A 20,186-nucleotide genomic window follows, 5' to 3' on the forward strand; every position below is an offset into this window, starting at 1 on the left:
AGCAATTAAAACCAAAGATGTTCAGCGAAGCAGTATATCTTTGGTTTTCCCACAGTTTTCGATCAGACGAACCAATAAATTTTTAAAAGTGTTGCTTTGCAACACTTTTAAAAATTTATTGGTTCGGGTTGTAAGGTTGAATCCTGCAAGGGCGCAACCTTACAATTTTTTTGTGAACTTAGATATTTAGATAGAAAGACCGAGCTTAATTCCTAGAAAGGCATGAGCTACCAAAAGCATAACAATTGCACTACCTAGATAGGCATGAGCATTGCGAAGTAATGGCTTATTTCCCCCAAAACCAGTGAGTGAAATTGCGCCGTTGATCGCTAATAAAGTTAGTACTACTGAGCCTGTAATAAAATGGGGACTTTCTAGCAGTGGCTTGCCTTGCATGACAAGTGATAGCAGTCCACCTGTGTAGCCCGTAGCCAAGAATACGGTCATGAGCGGGGCAACTTTGCGGTGATCAGCTTTGTTCTTGTTCGCAACTTCTGGATCTGTGGTCGTACGGCTGCGCCACCCTGAAATTGCCACAAACGATCCCATCGCCACAATGACGATCCCCATAAAAAATGGATGCCCCCAATGGGTAACTGGTTCGGGCACATTGAGGGATTTAAATTGATCGGAAATTGGTTGGAGTGACTCAACGAGTTTAGTAGCAAATTCAGTCATAGATTTGGAGTAACTTAGAAGGAAAATTTGTTGAAAATCGCAAAACTCTTTACAATTTTTAACAATTGTAGCGTTTTTTACCCAAAAGATGAGAAATGTTGCTTTGAAACGCTTCTCATCTTTTGGGTTTCGGTCAGCAATTCTCATTATGAAAATTGTTTTTTTTGAAAGCCTGTCTAAGTCGGGCTTTCAAAAAACCAATTTTGGTGTTTCCAGTGCCGCAGGCACTGGAAACACCAAAATTGGTTTCATATTAAGAATTGCTGGGTTTCTTTGATAGCTTCGACTGTAGTAGGATGTCTGTGTAAATGACGGTATCGTGATCACGGTAAAACGAAACAAGTGATTCAGGTCGAACAGTCGATCAGAAAGTTGGAAGATGTATATTCCCTAAATGAGCGATCGCTAGAAATATTGGCTAGAACGATCAATCGATCTCAGGGATCATTTTTGTTGATTATTGTTAATTGCAATTATCGCCGTCTTAGACAAGAACTGTTGATAGCGTTAAGAGCAAAAACAGTCTCTACATATCGTGAGCTTTGGTGGCGAGAACCCCATGAGACTCTCTATGATAAATTACAAAATGCATGGAAAAATTTTGGGTGTGATGGTCAGCCTGAGCATATTTCTGCCCTAATGTGTTTGGGCTTAGAACAAACTAGATCTGAACATTTAGAAGATTTGTTTTTAGAAGCTAACCTATTTCGCGATCGCTTGAAGCAACAGATTAACTGTCCATTGGTATTGTGGCTGAATGATCGTGAATTGCAACAGTTATGGATTAATGCTCCTGAACTAGCAAATTTGGCTGCACCGCCGATCAACTTTGGATTGAATCCTGAACAACTAGATGCAGAAGTTCATCAACAAGTAGATCGATTGTTTGAGATTGCCAGAGATCCTCAAATTCCCTTATTTTGGCAAGATACTAAAATCGATGCTGATCGTGAATCATTCTCCTATAGTGAACTAGAGCTAGCAAGACGCGATCTGAGACTTGCTCAGTACAAAACTAAGCAAGAGATTTCTCTTGAATTGGAAGCAAAATTAGACCTTGCCCTTGGACGGTTATTGTGGCGATCTGAGGAAGCAATTGCTAGTGATGTGTATGCCGAATCTCAGGGTGAAGTACATAGTGTTTCTCAAATCTATTATCAATGCAGCCTTGCCTATTGGCAAAAAGCCGATCGCTCAATCGAGAGTGGGATTGTTTTATTTTATTTAGGTAATTTGTGGTGGCATAATTCCTTTGTGAATGGGCGACAGGCTCAAGATTCTTGGCACAAGGCAAAACAATTTTTTCAAGAAGCGATCGCTGCTCTTAAACAAGAAAATCAGTTGGATTTAATTGCCAAATATAGTCGATCTTATAGTGGTGTTCTTGAACAACTTAAGCAATGGCAAGAACTAGAAATCTGGATCGGGTCATTGATGCCATTGCATGAGCAGATGCCTCTTGAACTTGCTCAAGATTATGGATACTTAGCCAAAATATCTGTAGAAAGGGGATTATGGCAGCAAGTTAAAGATTATGCATCTAAAGCACTAGCTACTTTAGATCAAGTTCCTAGTTTTAAAGAAGAAAGCCTTAACCATAATTGGTTGCGGATGCGCCATATTCAGAGAGGTCAATATCAACTCTTAATCACCCAGAGTTATCTTCAGCTTAAAGAACTGGAACTTGCTGCAAATGTAATTGAATCAACTATTGCTAGCTTTAATCTGAATTATGAACCGAAGCTCTATATTCGGTTTCTTGATACTTTTCATGATATTGCTTTTGCCCAAGGACGTTATCTTGAGGCATTCCAAGCGAGGCAAAGACAGCGATCGCTAGAGCAGCAATATGGACTGAGAGCCTTTGTCGGAGCTGGTACTCTGCAACCAAAACAATTTTCTCCTAATTCTAGTATTGCGGAGTTAGATTCGATTAGGTTTGATGTTAATGCGGGGGAAATCGCGGCTTCTGGGCGTACTCAAGATGTAGAACGTTTAGTAGAAAGGATAACCTCAATTGAGCATCAACTAACCGTAATCCACGGTGAATCTGGCGTTGGTAAAAGTTCACTAGTCAACGCTGGACTAATTCCTGCATTATTGCAGCGATCTTTGGCAGGTCAAGAATTAATGCCAATCAAAATTTATGTTTATACAAACTGGATCAATGCTATCTTTCTTGCCATTCACAAAAATCTCATTCCTGACACCAATGTTTTCCAGAAAGCAGATCTACTATCGAATGAATGGAAAGATCGTCGTAAGAATGGCGATCGCGATGTCGTACATCTATTACACAAACTGAGACAACTAGCAGCTAATGGTACTCAGGTTGTTTTAATTTTTGACCAATTTGAAGAGTTCTTTTCTACTTGTACTCAATCGCATGAAAGACAAGTTTTTATTGACTTTTGGCAAAATTGTCTAAAAATTCCTTTGCTGAAAATAGTGATTTCACTCCGTGAAGACTATCTCTATTTGCTTCTAGAACTAGAATCAGCCTATCCAGAAGTTGATATCTTAAGCCGCAATTTTCGCTATGCCTTAGGTAATCTTTCTCCCTCTGATGCTAAATCACTAATCGAAAATCTTACCGAACATGCCAATTTTACTCTTGAGCCGATTCTTGTGGATGAGTTGGTGCGCGATCTCGCAGGCGATCGCGGATCAGTACGCCCAATTGAACTGCAACTAGTTGGCTCTCAACTCCAAGATCGCAATATCACCACCCTCTCGGCTTATCAGGCTGCGGGATCTAAGCAGAGTCTTGTTGAGCAATCAGTCGAAGAAGTAATTCAATCTTGTGGTAATGCGTCCTTTATTGCTCAACAGGTATTGATTTTGCTGACTGATGAGCAAGGTAAACGCCCATTGCGTACTTACAATGAATTGCGAGCGGGGCTATTGTCTTATTCAAGTAATACTGAAGAGCTCGATCTAGTTTTAGAGATTTTAATTGGTTCAGGCTTAATCTTCCAATTGTCTGAAGTGCCGAGTAATCGATATCAACTTGTCCATGACTACCTAGTTTCATTTATTCGGGCTAACCAAGAAACTGGCTTGCTAAATGAGTTACGCAAAGTCCAATTTTCGGCTCAACGTAGCCAAGCCAATCTTAGCCGCCTTACTAAGGGTGCTCTAGTGGGGACAGTTGTGGGCTTATTTGTGATGGCAGGTTTGGCATTTCAGGCAAATCGTCAGCGTCAACTTGCAGAGTTTGGTGAAATCGAAGCTTTGATTTCTTCCGCAAACTCTAGCTTTTTGCTCAACCGTCAATTGGAATCACTAGCGACAATTATCCAATCTGCGAAAAAGTTAAAGTATACGGATGATGGAACTGACAAAACTAGAATTACTCAGTCAACCTTTGAAAACCTGCAAACCATTATCTATAATATCCGTGAGCGCTATCGATTTTTTTCCAAAAAAAGAGATGCTCCATTTTATGCTGCGAAATTTAGCCCCGACGGTAATATTCTCGCCCTTGGTAGTTTTGATGGCAGCGTAGATCTATATCAACGTAATGGTAAATTGATCACGCAGTTAGTTGGTTTGCAGGCAAGGGATATTCGAGGTTTAAGTTTTAGTCCTGATGGCAAAAAAATTGCATCCACAGGGCAAGGCAAAAGTGTGCGGATTTGGGATAGTGAGTCTGGTAAGTTGATTAGCAAGTTCTATGCTCACCAAGATGACATATTGAGGGTAAACTTTCATCCTGATGGTAAAAGATTACTGACTGGCAGTAAGGATGGCACAGTAAAACTTTGGGATAGCGATCGCGGCATTGAGCTGCTGACATTAAACCCTAAAAATGTTGGCAATAAATCTTCTGAGAAAGAAGCAGGCTCTATTCAAGATACAAGTTTTAGCCCCGATGGCAACTTGATTGTGACGGCTAAAAACACCACGATTGCACTCTGGGATTTGCAAGGTAATTTACTCACAAGTGCGATCGCCCACGATCAAGAACTTTTTACCGTGAAGTTTCATCCCGATGGTCAGCAACTGTTAACTTCGGGTAGAGATGAAACCGTGAAGCTCTGGCAAATTAAAGATCAGAATCGTCAAATTCAATTTGTGCGGGCCTTGAAAGGAACGTCAACTGATATCTTGAGCTTAAATTTCAGTGCTGATGGCGATCGGATTGCGCTTGGTGCTCAAGATAGTTCGATCCAAATCCTTAATTCTGATGGAACATTAGAAATGAAGTTAGGTGGACATACCGATGGTATTTTTGACGTTAACTTTAGTCCTGATGGTCAATATCTTCTATCTGCTAGTAAAGATCGCACAGTGCGCCTCTGGGATCTTAAGGCCACATTACTCAATAATCTCTATGGGCATACAAGTAGTATTTGGTCAGTTGCATTTAGTCCTGACGGAAAAATGTTTGCATCTGGCAGCGTTGATAAGACAGTACGTCTTTGGAATGCTGATGGGACTTACAGACAGGAACTCAAAGGGCATGAAGACACAGTCTATGGTGTGAGTTTTAATAATGATGGAACGAAGCTAGTCACGGCAAGTGATGATAAAACTGTAAAGATTTGGAATAGTGCCACAGGCAAGCTATTACATTCACTAAATATTCATGGAGCGAAGTTGATCTATGCCACATTTAGCCCAGATCAAAAGATTTTAGCGACACTGGGATGGGATAAAAAAATTAAACTATGGAAATGGAATGATGATGATAATCCGCAATTATTGCATGTACTGGAAGGACATACGGGAACTGTTTGGTCGATCGCCTTTAGTCCCGATAATCAGTCACTAGCCTCGACGAGTAACGATCAAACGGTGAAAATTTGGGATGTGAACAATGGTCAGAATATCTATACGATGGAGGCGCATCGCAATGGAGGGCTTGCCGTTGCCTATAGCCCCGATGGCAAACAAATTGGATCGGCTGGTAAAGATGGCAAATTAAAACTATGGAACGCTCAAACAGGCGTTCTAGAACAGGTGATTACGGTTACGGCTGATTCTTGGATCTATGGGATGACTTTTAGTCCTGATGGTAAGGCGATCGCGGCGGCAAATGCCGATAAGACTATCAAAATTATGGATAGAGCCAGTGGCAAGCTACTCAAAACCCTATCTGGTCACACAGCGGAAGTTTATGCTCTAACATACAGCCCTGATAGTAAAAATATTGTTTCTGCGAGTCGAGACAATACCCTGAAATTATGGAATGCGGAGATATTAAATTTTAACGAATTAGTGCAGAGGGGTTGTAACTTACTTGATAACTATCTTGAATCCACACCCACATTGCCTCTAGAGCAAAAACAAATCTGTAAGCAATAAAAAAACTAATTTGACTAATTTGGTGTTTGTAGTGCCTTTGGCGCTGCAATTTTGTTGAAAGTACTCCGCAGGTGTACTTTCAACAAAACCAATTTTTATAATGAGATATGATCGAAAGCCATAGATCATAGGAAAAAGTAATGCAAGACCAAGAAACTAGCTGGCAGTCCTTAGTCCTAGTTGCCATATTAGGAATTCTCGCGGTTATCAGTTTTAACTCATTTATAATTATCAATCCTGGCGAAGCAGGCGTGTTGAGCATATTGGGAAAAGCCAAGGATGGTGTATTGCTGGAAGGAGTGCATTTTAAGCCGCCTGTAATTTCTCAAGTCGATGTTTATGATTTGACTGTGCAGAAGTTTGAAGTCCCAGCCCAAAGCTCGACCAAGGATTTGCAACAGCTTACGGCAAGTTTTGCGATTAACTTTCGCCTTGATCCGATTGAAGTCGTGACTATTCGTCGTACTCAAGGTACTTTGCAAAATATTGTTTCTAAAATTATTGCACCGCAAACTCAAGAATCTTTTAAAGTCGCCGCAGCAAGGCGTACTGTCGAAGAGGCGATCACTAAGCGTGATGAGCTAAAGCTAGATTTTGATGAAGCTTTAAGTCAGCGCTTAAGTAAGTACGGCATTATTGTTTTAGATACCAGTGTCGTTGATTTAAATTTCTCGACTGAGTTTTCTAAGGCGGTAGAAGAAAAGCAAATTGCCGAGCAACGCGCTCAGCGAGCTGTGTATATTGCGAGAGAAGCCGAACAAGAAGCTGAAGCTACCATCAACCGCGCCAAGGGACAGGCTGAAGCGCAGCGACTGTTGCGTGAAACACTGACATCCGAGTTGTTACAAAAACAAGCGATCGAAAAATGGGATGGCAAGTTTCCCCAAGTACTGGGTGGAAATGGTGCAGTTCCATTTCTTAATCTAGATATTACAAAATCTCAAAAGTAATCAAAAAAGGGGGCGCTTCGCGCCCCCTTTTTTGATTACTTTTGAGCGTCAAGCGCTGTAATTACAGCCCCTTCGCGTAACTCTGAATTTCGCTGATATCAAATACTGAGCCAAACTTTAGTCCCTCTTTGGCATAAAGCTCAGCCCCACCCTGTTGGCGATCGACTAGTGTTAATACGTGGGTTACTGTATAACCTGCATCACGTAACTTTTCGACTGCAAATAACGCTGACTGCCCCGTGGTGACTACATCCTCTAGTACTACTACATTTGTATTTGGCGCAAGCTCTGGCCCCTCAATCCATGCTGCTGTCCCATGCCCTTTCGGTTGCTTCCGAATAATCAACGCAGGAATTGGCTTGTTTTCATAGGCTGAGACGACGCTTACCGCGCTAACAATTGGATCAGCACCCAATGTCAGTCCTGCTACTGCACCTGTTCCTATTGGCAACATCTCCAATAACACCTGTCCAGTCCACAAACCACCGAATGGATGTAGTGTGACTAACTTTCCATTGATGTAATAGGTGCTTTTTTGTCCAGACGATAGGGTAAAGTCGCCGCTCTTGTAAGCAAGACGACAAAAGAGATCCAGTAACTTTTTGCGATTTGGATGTTCCACAATTTTGATTCTGTTTTTGAGCTTAATAAATACTTTTGTAGTGTATAGCGATCGCTTAACATATAAAAATACAAAACCTAAAAAGAGTTGTTGGCACGAAGCGTCTCCAACTCTTTTTGAGTTTTGTATTTCACGCCCAATTTTCTAAAACCAGTCAATTTATGACTGGATCTGCTACATTAGTCAGCGTCCAACTGTGAGGATGCATATTTATATGAGTACTAAGTTCTCGTGGCTTGCCTCATCATTAGTTGCAGCTTCGACGCTGCTGGCTAGTGGTGCTGCTTTAGCTGACCCCACATTTACGGATCAAGAGCAATTTCCTCGAAACTTTCCTGCTACCTATCCTCAGGCACAGAACAAAGTTTTGGATATGACTTCTGATCCTAATCTGCCTAACGCTTATATTCAAGCACCCTTTAGGGATCAATGGATTGAGCGTCAAGCAAACGCTTTTAGAGCGATGAATCGAGAAATGATGGATTTGCAAACTCTTAGCGATGCGACTATTCGCACTCGTGATTTGCCAAGTCCTTATTGCTCATCTTTGCTGAGTGAAGGTTTTAATGCTTGTGCTGCTCCTGAAGAACCTGCTGCTGCGGTTCCTACGCCTAGATTTGAGCCAACAGTACCATCGCGTCCTGTTCCTGCTTTGTGGTAATTGGTTTAGTTACCCTAATTAAGTTTTTTGTGTTGAGTCTAAAATAAAATCCCCAACAATAAAGGCAGCGCCTCTAGCGCTGCCTTTATTGTTGGGGATTTTGGCACTTTTTGCTCAAAGCCAAAAAGAGTAATGGCGGCGCTTTGCGCCGCCATTACTCTTTTTGGCTTTATTTCCAAAGAGCTATAAGTTACTCGCCTTGAGACAAATGCTCATTGAGTGGACGGATGCTCACAATTGTGCCACCGAGACGGGCGATACTTCGCATTTTTTCATTCATGCGATTATAAGGAACTTGCATAAAAACATTATCGCTAGGGCGGATAACATAATTACTATTGTCGGGTTGTTGGTAGCGATTAAGCCCCGCTACTTCATAGACAAAGTAGCGATTATCTGAGGCGGAAGGGGAAGGTATCATAAAAACAAATTTTCAATATAGATTGTTGAAATTGATTAATATATGTACCTTTTAGATACACATACTATTGAAGTTTTCATTTTGCAGTAGACAAAATGAAAACTCAAAACCCTAATAGGATTACTTTTTGTTTAAACAGTCGTTACACTGGCAACTTTGCCACCCATTTTATTGATGCGTTGCAAAGTGCTATTCAACTGCTCATAGGACACGATGTACTCACGGTTACTGCGGCGTACTTTAGGGTATCGAGGCAGAGAAACTGCGGCAACTTCGATGCGGTAAAGACGATCGCCTGAACCTGTAGAAGAGCGACCAAATGCACGAGTAGCCATTGCACCCTTTGCAGAACGATATGCCCAGCCATCGTTGCTACCAGAAGCTCCAACGATCGCAGAAGCACTGTTTTGAGCAAGTTCAGCCGCTAATCTGGAATTATTGCCTTCAATTTGAGAGCGATCGCTGTTGGCATAGCCACGATAGAGGCGGAACATTCTGGTAAATCCAGTAGTTTGATCGCCAACTTTGTTCTCGAAACCGCGATAATAAGGTACGGTCGAATCGCCAAAATTGGCTTCATACTCGGCTGAATCAATATAAGAATCGATATCAGCGTCATAGCCTTCGTTTTGATAGCGATCAAGATGCTCGACGACTTCAGCTTCATTATAAGGAGCTCGTCCCAATAGATGCTTGAAGTTCAACTCAATCACACGGGTATGAAAGTTAGGATAGAGAAACTTGTTTTTGTACAATTCCGACTTTGCTACTGCACGCACAAAATCACGAACGGTGATTTGACCATTATTTAACAGGGACTCAAGGGCGGTTAAACGCTCTGATGCCATGATGTAGTCATTGCCCAACACATGGCGATAGACAGCATTAATAACAATCTTGGCATTTTCTGGAGTCCAGTTAGGACGGAGTTCTGTTGGACTGCTATCGCTATAAGCAGAAATTCCCAAACGGGAAGCAGCATTGGTAATCACTATATTTTATTCTCCTTTAATATTTAAGCAAATAGAAATCTAACCGAATTTGTTAAAATTACTGCTAAGCAGTAATTTTAACAAATTCGGTTAATGCATTAAGCTAAAGAAATCTGCGTAATGCGGCTGTCCCGTTTATTCAACCTTTGTAGAGTTGGTGAAAGTTGGTCATAGGAAACCACGTACTCACTAACACTACGGCGAATTTGGGTAGTCCGTCCGTTATCAGCTTGGATAGCGCGTACACGATACATCTGTCCGCGATCATCACCAGTAGTACCAGTCAGCGCTTGACCATAGTGAGGCGTACGAATTGGATTGGCTGTATTCTGTGCAAGCCCCTCATTTAGCCAAGTTGATTTGTTTTTGGATTGAGTGCGATCGCTATTGGCATAGCCACGATAAATCTGGAACATGCGAGTAAACCCTACGGTTCTCTGTCCAGTTTGGTATGCAAACCCTCGGAAATAGGGAACAATCGACTCGCCAAAATTATCTTGATATTCAGCTGAATCAATATATGAATTGATTTCTGCTTCATATCCATGTTCAATGTAGCGATCGAGATGCTCTGTGATCTCTGCTTCATCATTGGGAGCACGTCCCAAAAGATGTTTGAAGTTCAACTCAATAAAACGAGTATTTGGAACAGTGGAAAAGAACTTTGTCCGATAAAGGTCTGACTGCGCTAGAGCCCGAACAAAATCGCGTACCGAGATATTGCCACTAGCAAGCAATGACTCAGCACCAACTAGTCGTTCTGATGCCATCAAATGATCGTTACCAAAAACCTGCCGATTAGCCGCAGTAATTACGGCGATGACATCAGCTCCAGTCCAGTTAGGTCTCAACTCTACAGGAGAAGTATTCACAAAAGGCTCGAACCCTAAACGGGTTGCCGCCGAAGAACTTGTCATATTTAAGCTCCCAAATTTTTTTAACAATTTTTTTTAAATGCTTTTATTCAATAGGATATTTGGTGAAGTTCTACAAATATCCTATTGAATAAAGAAAACGGTAAGCACTCCCCGCAGGGCGTACTTACCGTTTTCGGGGTTTTCATATGCTTTAACATTTTAGGATAATGATCGGCGGCGATTCGCTTTGCCGATCATTATCTCTAGAAGAAAACCGATTAGCTTAGGGCATTGATTGCATAGTCGATGTAGGAATTAGCTTCCAAAGCTGCATCTCCACTCAAGCCATGATTAGCCTTGATTGATTTCAAAGCTTCAACATACCAGCTAGGAGAAAGATCGAAAGCACGGTTGATTTCGGTCAAACCACTTACTAGATAGTCATCCATAGGACCAGTGCTACCAGCAATCAAGCAGTAGGTGATCATGCGGACATAGTAGCCGATGTCACGAACGCACTTTGCTTTACCGCGAGGGGTGGAAGCGAAGTTGTTGCCAGACTGTTGGGTGGTGTAGGGATATTTTTGGTAAACAGCATTTGCTGCACCTTCGGCCAAGCTGGAAGCTTTAGCGCTCAATCCTTTAGCAGCATCAAGGCTAGCAGCCGCTGTGCGTAAACGACCAAAGGCAGCTTGCATTTCAGGAACGCCAAGATAGCGACCTTGGGAATCGGCTGTAGAGACGGCTTCTGTTAAAGGAGTTTTCATACTTAATGTACCTCTAGGATTTTAAAAGGAAAAGGGAAAAGGGAAAAGGGAAAAGGGAAAAATTAATTTAAGAAATTAATCGATTAGCCTACGGCGGCGGCGGCTTTGTCGAAGTAGCTAGCGAGTTCAGACATCAAAGCGCTACAATCGCCACGGGTTACGCCGTTAGGATCGTTAGCAAGTGCGATCGCTGCTGATTTCATTTTTTCGATGCCAACTGCAACCGATCCACCAGGTACGCCCAATGCGCTGTAGGTTTCACGCAAGCCATTGAGGCAACGATCTTCCAAAACGCTTGCATCGCCAGAGAATACTGCGTAGGTTACATAGCGAAGAATGATGTCCATGTCGCGCATACATGCAGCGATACGACGATGGGTGTATGCATTTCCACCAGGAGCGATCAATTGAGGCTGTTCGTCAAACAAAGCACGAGCTGCGTCGGTAACAATGGATGAAGAGCTAGCGGTGATGCGGTTAACCACATCCAAACGCTTTGTGCCATCAGAAACTAATTGTTTCAATGCATCAATTTGAGAATCAGATACAAAAGCGCCACGTGTGTCGGCTTGGGCAACTACTTTAGTAAAAGCATCTAGCATTCTAAAGAATCTCCTTGTTTAATATATAAGTTTTGTTATGACTCCCAACCCTTCTATTACTTTGTGATATCGAACTGCAATTAATATCTGCAATTAATATCTTCAAAATATATAGATTCCTAAGTTTTAATTGATTAAACGATAACCAATCTATCCAATTTACTTAAGAGAGCGAAAACTTAACTGTTTGCCAGTTGAAGTTGTTCAAATGGCTTTGGGATTGAATTGATTAAAACAACTAATTTGTGCAGATTTTGTGCAAATCAAGAAGTGATGTTTAAGGCGTTAATTTAAAATTTGGAGAAGTTATGCAAGCCTTTATCAGCAAATCACTCTAGGGATTTCTACCTAATCGGCAATTGTAAAGTATTCGTTTTATTTGATCTTATTTCTTAATATAAAGATTGATAACAAACTAATATTTTTAGCCATTCTCATTTATTAGAATTGTCCGTAATGCCAATTTGCGAGGTGTGACTTCGCTTTCGGAAATTAAAAATCAAACCAATAGATCGGTAATTGTTAAGAACATTGCGACATAATCTGCTTAACAATTATTTATTATTGGGTGGTAATTCGTCATCTACCAGTAATTCTCATTATGAAAACTTTGTCTTGATCTGGTGGCAACTATTGAGAATGGCAGCACTAAAAATCTTTAAAAAGCAGATTCTTAGTGCTGGGCGATGGTTTCGTGAGTATCCGTTCAGCAGAGTCATCCTTGACCAAGAAGCAAAGTATAGATAAAGAAACAGAGAAACTTTCAATGTTTAGATCTACCAGTTCCTCTGTCTATGATTTAACTTAAAGCCTTATATATAGCAACGTAAGAGATAGATAGGACAATTCAAAACCCAAAAGATGGCAGAGCGAAGCTCTGCCATCTTTTGGGTTTTATGTCCTAAGCAAAGCTTACATTGCTATATCTATGGCTTGATCTTAATGATATCGATTGTACCGTCCGCTTCATTGGCAGTTAAAACCAAATTCCGACTAGGAATCACTACTAATCCTTCTGGATTTTTGCCAGTCGGCACAACCCCTAAAAGAACCGGCATACGAATAGACGAAATGTCATAAGCAACCAAGAAGTTGCCACGCTCCGAGGTTAGAAAAGCAACCTGTTTGCCGTCTACAACTGAAACTACTGCCCCTTCCAATTCAATACCTCTCTTTGAAGAGCGTTTGAGAGGATAAAAACTATTTTTAATAGCGATCGCTTCTACAGAGTTGCCGCTTTCATAAACGACTGCACCTTGTAGATCAAAAATAGTCCAGCCGCGTCCACCAGAATAGACTTTATCCCCAAAAGTTTTGCGCTCCGTATCTCCCTCATTGGCAGTAACCAAAAAAAGACCATCAGCGGTAAAAGCAATCCCATCGGGTTCGCGCCGACCAGTGAATTTCTCTGTCAAGCTAGCTTTGTCATCGTCGCTCAGGTCTGCAAGTTGAGTAACTGTGCGAGCTGAAAAAATCCGAGTTACGCTGGCTGATTTAATATCAATCAAGGCGATCGCATTATTTTCTTGTAAGGTTACAGCAGCCATTTTGCCATCGGGAGAAATTGCCACGTATTCTGGCTGAGGATCGCTAGGGAAATTCACCCCAGAAATCCCCTTGAGGTTGATGGCGATGTTTTGAATGGATGACTTGGATAAGTTATTGTAATCGAGGGTAACGATCGCAACTGTTCCCGGTCTTTTACCTGGCAACTTATCGGTATTTTCTTCATCTTCAATCGCAACTACTAATTTCTTCCCATCAGGGGTAATGGCAATGCTATCAGGACCAATACCAGGGAGGGTAAGACTAGCTACTTGCTTGCGATCGCTCATGTTAAAGAATAGGAGTTGACCTGGTTTTTCTTTGACAAAAATAGACACGATCGCATACTTCGCATCGGGGGTAATTACTACAGAAGTTGGTTCACCCACATTGGCAACACTAACCACACCAAGCATCTTCGGCTTGCTAGGGTCTTGAATATTGACAAATCCTATATCATTCTCTTTGGAGTTGACATAGACAATTCTATTACCATCGCGACTAGCTGCAACAATTTCTGGGGCAGAGCCAGGGGGTTTGAATCGCACTATAGATGAAAGCTTAGCTTCAGGTTGAGCGATCGCTGCGGTAGCGGTAGTAAAGGCTACTAGAGCCATAGCAGGCAGTATGTATGCAGAACGCAATCCGTACATGGAGTTGAGTAAATTATTGCTAATGGTAGACTGCTAAATACTACAAGACAAATCTTAAGCAAAGATTAAGCTTGTTTCAGATTCTTAGTTTCTGGCGCTGAAAATGATTCATTTCACTACGTTTCAGCGATTCAATCGTATTTAGGAATTACACAGCGATCACGGATCTTGTAGGGTGCGTTAATGAAATTTAACGCACCCGTTTTTTCTTTAGTCAAACTATTTTTGGCTAATCTCAAATACTGATTCGGATCTGTAAATGCACACATGACTATAGCGTCTCAGCTAGACCGTTATACCAACATTCAGATATCTCTGATTTGAAGAATGAAGGCACTGATTGCGCCTAGTGAGGTGCAGAAAGTCCAATTAAGCAAAGATTGCAGGATTCTTTTGTCGAAGCGGACTAAGAGTTCTTTTAGCAATAGGACTTTTAAGACTTGCTGCAAAAATATTGACTGCTATGCTCTAGATTTAGGCGGCGAAATCAAACAACATTGTCGTCATGTAACGCTCAGTCCATTCTGTGCCAAAAGACTTCTCTAGAACCCGCCGAGTTTTATCGTTCTGTTGTTGCTTCTCGCAGTAATAGCGCTGACCCGCCAAAATCTGATCGATTTCCACAGAAGTCGTTAACGGCTCCGTTGCCACCGCTAGCTGACAGTGCAAAGTCAAATATTCGCGCACACGTTGCAGGAAGTTCGCCTCTTCTTTCTCTCCCATTGGACGCACAAACAAACAGAAATCGGAAAAAATATCGCCCCACTGTGGTAGCTCACGAGTCTGCTCAAAATGCATCTCAGGTAAACTTGACAAAGCGTTGTGGTAGCTACGAGGTAATGCGCGTTCAGGATGGACAGGAGATAGATCTGCGATCGCGGCGCTAATACTGCCACGTCCTCCGACTAAATCGGCTCCGAATATGGGAATGCCATATTCAGGATTAGGAAACATCACACAGTGCAAAATATCTAAGCCACTGCCAACTCTGGCTAGCTCTAAATGCAACTTCCGGAATTGAGGTGTGCTGTAGCAGTGATTTTCAATTACTAGGCGCTCACCTTCTAATGCACCCTCAACATAGCCAAGATCTTCTGGAACTTGATAATCCGATAAATCTAAGTTTTCCCGCCATACAGATTCGATACAATTAGCTAAATCGTGAATGAGGGGATACTGTTGCTCTCGCAGCGACGCTTGTGTGGCTTGAGTCATGCGATTTTATCTCAATATATGTGAATTTAAAAAAAGTATTTATTGTCTGACCATGACTGATTTTTTGTGCAAAATATGTGCAATTACAGTGCTTTGCGCTCAAACCCAAACCAAGAAAGTTTTTAAAAGTGTTGCGAAGCAACACTTTTAAAAACTTTCTTTTGGTTCATTTGATCGAAAATTGCTGTAAAAGCCCAATATTGGAAAGACTGGCGAAGTCCGCTTTGCCAATATTGGGCTTTTACAGCAATAAATGGTTTGCTTTGCGAACTATTTATCTATTTTGGTAAGCTTTAACTCGTTGTAGTCGATTATGAATGCGACTTGCTAGATCGATGCCCACGATTGGTTTGCATAGATAGTCATCTGCGCCAACACTAAAAGCGAGATTTTGAGTATTAACATCTGTCATCACACTCAGAAATAAAATTGGTAACCGCTGCCAGTCGAGATTGCTCCTTAGAGATTGACAGAGCTCAAATCCATTGATTTCAGGCATATTAACATCCAACACCAAGACATCAGGCAATACTGATTGCAACACCGTCCAAAAGTCCTGTGGATCTGCCAAAGTCGTTACTTTAAATCCCCAAGGCTTCAGTAGCTTAGGTAGCGATCGCAAACAATCGACATCATCATCAACAATCATCACCTTAGTTCCAATTTGAGAATGATCTAGCTCAAATCTTGAAGATGATATATCTGCGATCGCGGCGATGGGGGCGCTTTGAATTCGATGCGTATTTTGAATTGACTCTTCTAAAGAAGTTACCAATGTTTCTAAAATTTCTAACTGTTGTTTTTTTAGTAAAGGTTGGCTAGTAAGCAAATTTTCTAATTGACGCGCTAATTGCATTGCCATCGTTAAGCCAAGGGTTCCCAAAGTTCCCGCTAATTTGTGAGCTACCTGTTGAGCCTGTGCTTGTAATTGTGGATCTAGTTTGCCAGATTTTAATTTCCTGACAGCTTCAAATAATACTTCTAATTGTTCAAGACTTTTCGGCTTGGTGTCTATCCAAATTTGGTTTAAGAATTCTAAATACTGCTTCTGTTGATTATCTTGAGACTTTGCTTGTGATAATTTAGGTAAATTGCGGCTAGCAGACTCAATTTGGCTTGGCATCACGACATCGTCTACCTTATCTGGCGCTTTGAGGTAATAGCCTCGTCCATGGACAGTCGCAATAAAATCTGATGGAGCACCTGCCTCTACTAACTTATGGCGTAATCGTCGAATATGTGATCGCACTGTTGCTTCGGAGGGAAATTCATCGGACGACCATAGGCGATCGAGGATCTCGTCAGCACTGAGTAAATGCTGGCTGTCGCGTAATAACAGTTCTAACAACTCATATTCTTTATTTGTGAGAGTTAGGGAATGATCGTTGTAGGAAACTTCGCAGGTACTGGGATTTAGCAGTAAACCTCCCCAAACTAGTAGAGGAAAAGAACTGGCATTACTGCGTCGCAATAAAGCTCGAATCCTTGCAATTAATTCAGCTATATCAAAAGGTTTAACCACATAGTCATCAGCCCCCGCATCTAATCCGCTGACTTTGGCGGTGCTGGCGTTTTGTGAGGTGAGTAATAGAATGGGTGTGGTATATCCTTCGGCACGAAAGCGTTGACATAGAGTTATTCCGTCTAGCTTGGGCAAAACGATATCTAACATAATTAGGTCATACTCAAAGGTCGAGCCATAAGTCCAACCCATTTCCCCATCTTTGACCACGTCTACAATATAGTGATTGTCGGTCAGATTTTTAGTTAGGACAGCAATTAATACGTCATCATCTTCTACGAGTAATATTTTCATAGCTTTTACCAATCCAGCATTTTCATAATCTGATCGGGGAGATCGAGGGAATTAAAAGGTTTTGTAATTACCCCACTAACCCCTAAATCATTAAACTGTCTTCTCTCTGAGGTTTGGGCTTTGGCGGTTAAGAAAATCACAGGAATCTGAGCTGTTTGTGGATCGGCTTGAAGTGCTTTAAATGTGGCTATACCATCCATATCTGGCATCATCACATCTAGCAAAATAGCATCAGGGCTTTCATTGCAAGCAGTTTTAATCCCTTGTGGTCCCGAACTTGCAATTAACACCTCCCAATCAGCGACCATCTGAATACCAAACTGCACAACAGTTTGAATGCTTTCTTCATCATCAACAATCAAAATCCGTTTAGTCGGCATGGCTCTCGCTAGCTATAAACAGTAGTTTTCATTATGAATCGATTTGTGCTTTTTGTATCATTGTGTATTGTCTCAAGACCTAAATGACTACTTGTACATTGCGATCGCCAAAATCAACAAGTCATCAAAACAATTTGGTAACTTGTTGTAACTACAAATTGTTGTTACAATTAACTTGATGTTGATGTAAACCAGCAATGGAGTTTGAATGGGATAAGCAAAGCGTCTTGCGAATCTTCGTAAACATGGAATTGATTTTCTAGATGTTTCTATCGTGAAGGAGATACATTAACAGTTGAGGATAATCGCTATGATTATGGCGAGCAGCGTTTTGTCACATTTGGTTTATTACAAAGTTTAGTTGTTGCTATTGTCCATAGCGATCGCAATGATTCTATCCGTATTATTTCTGCAAGAAAGGCAACTAGATATGAACAAAAAATCTATTTCGAGGAAGTCTTTGACTGATTGGCAAAGGCTTGAGACGATGAATGATGAAGATATAGATCTGTCAGATTGTCCAGAAGTTACACCTGAGATGTTTGCTAAGGCAATTGTGAAACGTGGTGGGTTGCCTGTTGCGAAAAATAAAGCACAGATTACGCTTCGGATTGACAGTGATGTTTTAGATTGGTTTAAGTCTCAAGGGCGTGGTTATCAAACTCAGATTAATTCTTTGTTACGGGCTTATATGGAAGCTAGAAAATAGATCGCCTTTCTCAAAGCTAAAAACAAATTGCGATCGCTAAAATCCTCAAGTCAATCAAAACAGCGATCGCATGTTCTACATTTCGTCCCAGATATCCAATAAATACTTCAGGCTAGATAAATGATTAGTTGATCTGCACCGTTCTATGAGAGCTTCTAAATATTCTTTTTCCGCAATGATTGTTGGATTACTCTGGATATAACCCAAACCAAATCCTCTCAAATACTCGTTTAAATAGGCTTTGTGAAACTTTGCTTTTGTCCGATAGGAATGACTGGGTGGATGATCAGTCATCATCTCTGGATCGTCAACTAAAACATTATAATGATCTTTAAAAGCTAAGAATTTTCTAGAGCGATTCTCAGTACTACTTTTAAGTGGAATTTCTGCGTTACCTAAAAACCAAGTCTCCATGCAACAATTTTGAATGATGATATGAAACTTAGTTGTTTGGCTTTGTTCAATGCCAACTTTAACTTTTAGTGTTTCAAGTTTATCGTTAACTTCATCATAGCGATCTTGATAAGTTTCCTCTTCTGAATCAAGACAGATAAAGAAATAATCTATATTACCGAATTTTTTTATGTCTGCTAAACATGATTCTATTCGACTAAATATGCTCGGATAGCCACCACCTATGATGATTCGACAGGAGCTATTCGTGTTATCTTCTGGTCTAGCGACAAACTTGAGATTGGGTAATAAATGCAATAACCAAGCCCTGTATATTTGGTATTCTGTGGTTGCCCCTTCAACTAAGAACAAAAGATTCATGCAACTCCACCTTCATATACAAGAAAGTTAATTAGTTGAGTAAACTTATCTAAGCTAGATGCTGTATCAAGGGCAGGAATATCTATTGCTTTTCTAGCTCTTATCATTCCGTTAGTTCTACTTACTAATTGCCAAGTTTCCCAAGGGATATTATTAATGATATAGGGATGATGACTGGTAAGAATAAATTGTAGATTTGGCGATTTGTCTAGAATAAAATCTGTTAGCTGTGGCATACAGTTAATACCCAAGCTATTTTCAAACTCATCAATAACAACTACTGATTCTTCAGGTGAAGCTAAAATATCTATTAAACAAGTTAATACACGATACATACCAGACGATATTTCTACCTGAGAAATCCAGTTTGCTGAACCTCTCTCTAAAATTTCTATTAGGAGAGCATATCTATTATCCGACTTCAGTTCAGCATTGACTCTAACATCTTCTACATTGGGAAATATCCCAGTGTAAATATCTTTTATCTCGTCAAAAGTTTTAGGAAAAATTTTTTCTAGATAGTAAGCCGTAAGCACTGTAGGAGCATCGGCTGCCATGTCTTTGAACTTTTCTAGGTGAATAAAATAATTAGAGTCTTCTATCTCAGAATCTAACAATACATGCATATTGCTAGGATCAACTCCAATTGACGGAATTAGCTCTTGTGGGATTACTTTAACAATAAATCTTTTGAATGCCTCAGTTACAGGCGCTATAGATTCTTCTTCTGCTAAAAGACTAATCGCACTTTCAGTTTTTTTGAACTTTTGCAAATTTTCTCCGTTTAATTTCGACTTTGTTTTGCTCCGATGTAAAATCTCTATTTCTGTGTTATCTTCAAATTTAATGAGCTTTTCTTCTGAAATTTCGACTCGTATCTGTTCACTTGAGAACGAGTCTTGAATAGAATTTGTTGTTATTTCCCATCTATAATCTTGCCCTAAATGAGAAAAATCAATAGCCCACGCTAGATTTTCTAACGGGAGGACTTTACCCTGTGCAACATTAAAAATCAGAACAAGTGCTTTCAGAATGGTTGTCTTTCCAGCACCAGAGCTACCAACTAACAAGTTTAAATTATCAAATCTAACTTTTTCTATCTGCCAGTTTTGCGTGTTGTTTCTAAAAGTAAAACTTTTAATGTTCATGATTGCTCAAAACTAGGAATAATATTGTGACTATCTTGATACAAATGTTTATAACCAAACATAAATGAGTGATTATCATAAGATAC

At 40.7% G+C, this 20,186-nt stretch carries 17 protein-coding genes and 1 pseudogene; 5 read left to right on the forward strand and 13 right to left on the reverse strand.

Annotated elements, in window-relative coordinates; genetic code table 11:
- Positions 1 to 186: 186 nt before the first annotated feature.
- Positions 187 to 678 (reverse strand): DUF4079 domain-containing protein, encoded by a 492-nt coding sequence (locus PseudUWO311_RS17580; RefSeq protein ID WP_142656535.1) that lies wholly within the window; start codon positions 676 to 678, stop codon positions 187 to 189.
- Positions 679 to 1,020: 342 nt separating this feature from the next.
- Between PseudUWO311_RS17580 and PseudUWO311_RS17585 the strand changes: the two genes are divergently transcribed.
- Positions 1,021 to 5,988: an AAA family ATPase gene (locus PseudUWO311_RS17585; protein ID WP_142656536.1), complete on the forward strand. Its 4,968-nt coding sequence runs from the start codon at positions 1,021 to 1,023 to the stop codon at positions 5,986 to 5,988.
- Between the two features lie 140 nt (positions 5,989 to 6,128).
- Positions 6,129 to 6,938, forward strand: coding sequence for a prohibitin family protein (locus PseudUWO311_RS17590; protein ID WP_142656537.1), 810 nt, complete (start codon positions 6,129 to 6,131; stop codon positions 6,936 to 6,938).
- A gap of 61 nt (positions 6,939 to 6,999) precedes the next feature.
- Here PseudUWO311_RS17590 and pyrE read toward each other — a convergent pair whose 3' ends face one another.
- Positions 7,000 to 7,560 (reverse strand): orotate phosphoribosyltransferase, encoded by a 561-nt coding sequence (gene pyrE, locus PseudUWO311_RS17595; protein ID WP_142656538.1) that lies wholly within the window; start codon positions 7,558 to 7,560, stop codon positions 7,000 to 7,002.
- 214 nt (positions 7,561 to 7,774) lie between these two features.
- On the opposite strand from pyrE, the gene PseudUWO311_RS17600 reads away from it, so the two are divergent.
- Positions 7,775 to 8,221, forward strand: a complete 447-nt coding sequence (locus tag PseudUWO311_RS17600) for a hypothetical protein (protein ID WP_142656539.1) — start codon at positions 7,775 to 7,777, stop codon at positions 8,219 to 8,221.
- 190 nt (positions 8,222 to 8,411) lie between these two features.
- Here PseudUWO311_RS17600 and PseudUWO311_RS17605 read toward each other — a convergent pair whose 3' ends face one another.
- The 9 genes from PseudUWO311_RS17605 to PseudUWO311_RS17645 all read right to left on the reverse strand — a co-directional run bounded on the left by PseudUWO311_RS17605 (position 8,412) and on the right by PseudUWO311_RS17645 (position 17,469).
- Positions 8,412 to 8,642, reverse strand: coding sequence for a phycobilisome linker polypeptide (locus tag PseudUWO311_RS17605; protein WP_142656540.1), 231 nt, complete (start codon positions 8,640 to 8,642; stop codon positions 8,412 to 8,414).
- Between the two features lie 131 nt (positions 8,643 to 8,773).
- A complete protein-coding gene (locus PseudUWO311_RS17610; protein ID WP_142656541.1) occupies positions 8,774 to 9,637 on the reverse strand; it encodes a phycobilisome linker polypeptide in 864 nt (287 codons plus the stop codon).
- Between the two features lie 95 nt (positions 9,638 to 9,732).
- Positions 9,733 to 10,551, reverse strand: coding sequence for a phycobilisome linker polypeptide (locus PseudUWO311_RS17615; protein ID WP_142656542.1), 819 nt, complete (start codon positions 10,549 to 10,551; stop codon positions 9,733 to 9,735).
- A 218-nt stretch (positions 10,552 to 10,769) separates the two neighbouring features.
- Complete coding sequence (cpcA, locus tag PseudUWO311_RS17620; RefSeq protein WP_103667082.1) at positions 10,770 to 11,258, reverse strand: phycocyanin subunit alpha; 489 nt, start codon at positions 11,256 to 11,258, stop codon at positions 10,770 to 10,772.
- Between the two features lie 83 nt (positions 11,259 to 11,341).
- Entirely contained in the window at positions 11,342 to 11,860 is a 519-nt protein-coding gene (locus PseudUWO311_RS17625; RefSeq protein WP_142656543.1) for a phycocyanin subunit beta, read from the reverse strand.
- A gap of 926 nt (positions 11,861 to 12,786) precedes the next feature.
- On the reverse strand, positions 12,787 to 14,058 hold the full coding sequence (locus PseudUWO311_RS17630; protein WP_190303550.1) for a choice-of-anchor I domain-containing protein: 1,272 nt from the start codon (positions 14,056 to 14,058) through the stop codon (positions 12,787 to 12,789).
- Between the two features lie 474 nt (positions 14,059 to 14,532).
- Positions 14,533 to 15,273, reverse strand: coding sequence for a phycocyanobilin:ferredoxin oxidoreductase (locus tag PseudUWO311_RS17635; RefSeq protein WP_142656545.1), 741 nt, complete (start codon positions 15,271 to 15,273; stop codon positions 14,533 to 14,535).
- Between the two features lie 274 nt (positions 15,274 to 15,547).
- Entirely contained in the window at positions 15,548 to 17,089 is a 1,542-nt protein-coding gene (locus tag PseudUWO311_RS17640) for a response regulator (RefSeq protein WP_142656546.1), read from the reverse strand.
- Between the two features lie 5 nt (positions 17,090 to 17,094).
- Positions 17,095 to 17,469 carry a response regulator gene (locus tag PseudUWO311_RS17645; RefSeq protein WP_142656547.1) on the reverse strand — a complete coding sequence of 125 codons (375 nt, stop codon included), beginning with the start codon at positions 17,467 to 17,469 and terminating at the stop codon, positions 17,095 to 17,097.
- 197 nt (positions 17,470 to 17,666) lie between these two features.
- Between PseudUWO311_RS17645 and PseudUWO311_RS24930 the strand changes: the two are divergent.
- Positions 17,667 to 17,937 (forward strand): annotated as a pseudogene (locus tag PseudUWO311_RS24930) (BrnT family toxin).
- Complete coding sequence (locus PseudUWO311_RS17655; protein WP_142656548.1) at positions 17,900 to 18,178, forward strand: BrnA antitoxin family protein; 279 nt, start codon at positions 17,900 to 17,902, stop codon at positions 18,176 to 18,178. Before PseudUWO311_RS24930 ends, PseudUWO311_RS17655 begins: the two are co-directional and overlap by 38 nt.
- Before the next feature lie 75 nt (positions 18,179 to 18,253).
- On the opposite strand, the gene PseudUWO311_RS17660 is transcribed toward PseudUWO311_RS17655, so the two are convergent.
- On the reverse strand, positions 18,254 to 18,952 hold the full coding sequence (locus PseudUWO311_RS17660; protein ID WP_142656549.1) for a hypothetical protein: 699 nt from the start codon (positions 18,950 to 18,952) through the stop codon (positions 18,254 to 18,256).
- The gene (locus tag PseudUWO311_RS17665) at positions 18,949 to 20,100 is read right to left on the reverse strand and encodes an AAA family ATPase (protein ID WP_142656550.1); all 1,152 of its coding nucleotides are present in this window, start codon (positions 20,098 to 20,100) and stop codon (positions 18,949 to 18,951) included. Before PseudUWO311_RS17665 ends, PseudUWO311_RS17660 begins: the two co-directional genes overlap by 4 nt.
- Positions 20,101 to 20,186: the final 86 nt, after the last annotated feature.

This window comes from Pseudanabaena sp. UWO311, from assembly GCF_006937785.1.
Lineage (GTDB): Bacteria > Cyanobacteriota > Cyanobacteriia > Pseudanabaenales > Pseudanabaenaceae > Pseudanabaena.